This window comes from Ferrimonas futtsuensis DSM 18154, assembly GCF_000422645.1.
GTDB lineage: Bacteria > Pseudomonadota > Gammaproteobacteria > Enterobacterales > Shewanellaceae > Ferrimonas > Ferrimonas futtsuensis.
The window spans coordinates 1-1,960 of the sequence record NZ_AUGL01000041.1 but is presented as its reverse complement, the minus strand read 5'-3'; the positions used below and the strand labels follow the sequence as shown (position 1 = coordinate 1,960).

The 1,960-nt window shown below is 50.0% G+C and carries 1 protein-coding gene; it reads right to left on the bottom strand.

Annotated elements, in window-relative coordinates; genetic code table 11:
- Positions 1–80: 80 nt before the first annotated feature.
- Entirely contained in the window at positions 81–1,403 is a 1,323-nt protein-coding gene (gene ltrA, locus G505_RS0117675; RefSeq protein WP_028110739.1) for a group II intron reverse transcriptase/maturase, read from the bottom strand.
- Positions 1,404–1,960: the final 557 nt, after the last annotated feature.

The following is a 1,960-nucleotide window of genomic DNA, read 5'->3' as shown; positions in this document are numbered from 1 at the left end:
AGTCGTGGTAGAGCGGCCAGTTACCTGTACCGCCCCCACACAGATCCGGACGTGCGGAACTACCGCATCCGGCTCCTCAGTTATACATATGCTCGTGTAATACACGCGCCCAGATACCAGTCCACTTTAACGTTACTACGTCTGCGAACTCGCATCCCCCTAATTCCAAAACACATTAGCATCTGCTTCAGGCCTGCCCAGTTGTAACTGCGCCGCTGACTTCGCCTATTCAACCATTTGTACAAACTGTCGATGACATGCTTGTACAGGCCTGTGAGGCTACGGCTGTTATCTGGCAAACCAAAATAGTTGCCAAAGCCAGTCAGTTTGCGTTTGAGACTGGGCAGCCACTCTCCTAACCGTTTAAATCGACTGAATTTTATCCAGCGATAGAACTCAGTTAACGTAGCTTTCTGCTTCTTTGGCGCAGTGCGCCGTCTCAAGCAGGCTTTACCTTTCGCATTCAATTCCCAAAGAAACTCGAACCCAAGAAACTGAAATTTCTTGTCTCGCCCTGGGCTGTAACGGTTGAATCGAATGATTTTGGTCTTTTCTTCGGCTACCTCAAGGTCGAATCTCTTCAGCCGTTTTGGTAGCACCCGATAGAATGCTTCTGCATCCTGTTGGTGCTGAAAAGCACACACAAAATCATCCGCATAACGAATGAGCATCGCATCGCCTCGTAATCGAGGTTTCACCACCTTCTCGAACCAGATGTCCACGACATAATGCAGGTAGATATTCGCCAGTATCGGGCTGATAACGCCACCTTGCGGGGTACCGCTGCGCGATTTTACGCAGCGGCCCTCCGGTGACTTTATCTTCGCCTTCAACCACTGCTTGATGGTGCTCAGCAATGCCTTATCGTCCACTCGCTGCAGCAACATTTTGTGCAACCAATCGTGACTCATATTATCGAAGAAACCTTTAATATCAGCTTCCACGATATAACCAAATCGACCCCGAAACAGATTCTGATTCAGGCTCTCTACGGCTTGGTGAGCACTTTTATTCGGCCGATATCCATAGCTGAAGGGCAGGAAATCGCTTTCCCAGATGCTTTGCAGTATCTGACTGACACTTTGCTGCACCAGTTTGTCGTCTATGGTCGGCAACCCTAGTGGCCGTTGTTTTCCATTACTCTTAGGGATGAATACTCGCTTTATCGGCTTCGTCCTGTAACGCTTGGTTTTAAGCTCAGCGGATAAACGAGTGATGTTCTGCACCAGATTTTGTTGATACTCAGGAAAGCGAGCACCATCTACGCCTGGCGCAGCGTGTTTGTTTAGTTGACCCCAGCTGGTATACAGCAATTCAGGCTCTAGCAGTCCATATAGATCCTGAAACCTGTGCTTAGGGTGGGTTCGTGCCTTAAATGCAATGGCTTGCAGTTCGGTTGTCATAGTGATTCCAGCTCTACTCTGTCCGGCCTATGTGTCTGCTGCATGCCGATATAACTGTCAGCCCCTTCGCCCTGTGACTGGCTTTCCCAACCTCTGACTACTATGAGCTGATCCGACTGCCAAAGGGTCTTCGTTCACCTGCGCTTAGGCTGGGCTTTCCTACCACTGTCCTTGTGGAACACCTTTGGCTCTCTCAAGTTCCTGATGCATCTCTTCTTACATGCCACGGCTTGATAACTCCGCTGACTCGCAACAACCTCACCAATGGCGGTTGAATTGCCTGGACTTCGACTCTGTTACCAGCCTCGTCAGTCAGGAGGTTCATAATTAACGGAGCGATACCAGCACTTCAGGATCACGACAATCCCTATGGCCTATAAGATTCTCTGTGTACGCTTCACCCAGATTGTTCGATTGGTTGTGGCTGCGCCACTGAAAAGCATCGGCTAATCCCTATCTCCGCCTTGGGCGCAACACTCGATACGGGTGACTGGTTAGGCCTTACCCGACGGGGACTTTCACCCCGCAAGATGCATCAAGCTTCGCTTGACGCACTA

Excerpts from the sequence above, each read along its gene's own strand:
- ltrA (WP_028110739.1), bottom strand. The coding sequence starts at position 1,403 with ATGACAACCGAACTGCAAGCCATTGCATTTAAGGCACGAACCCACCCT.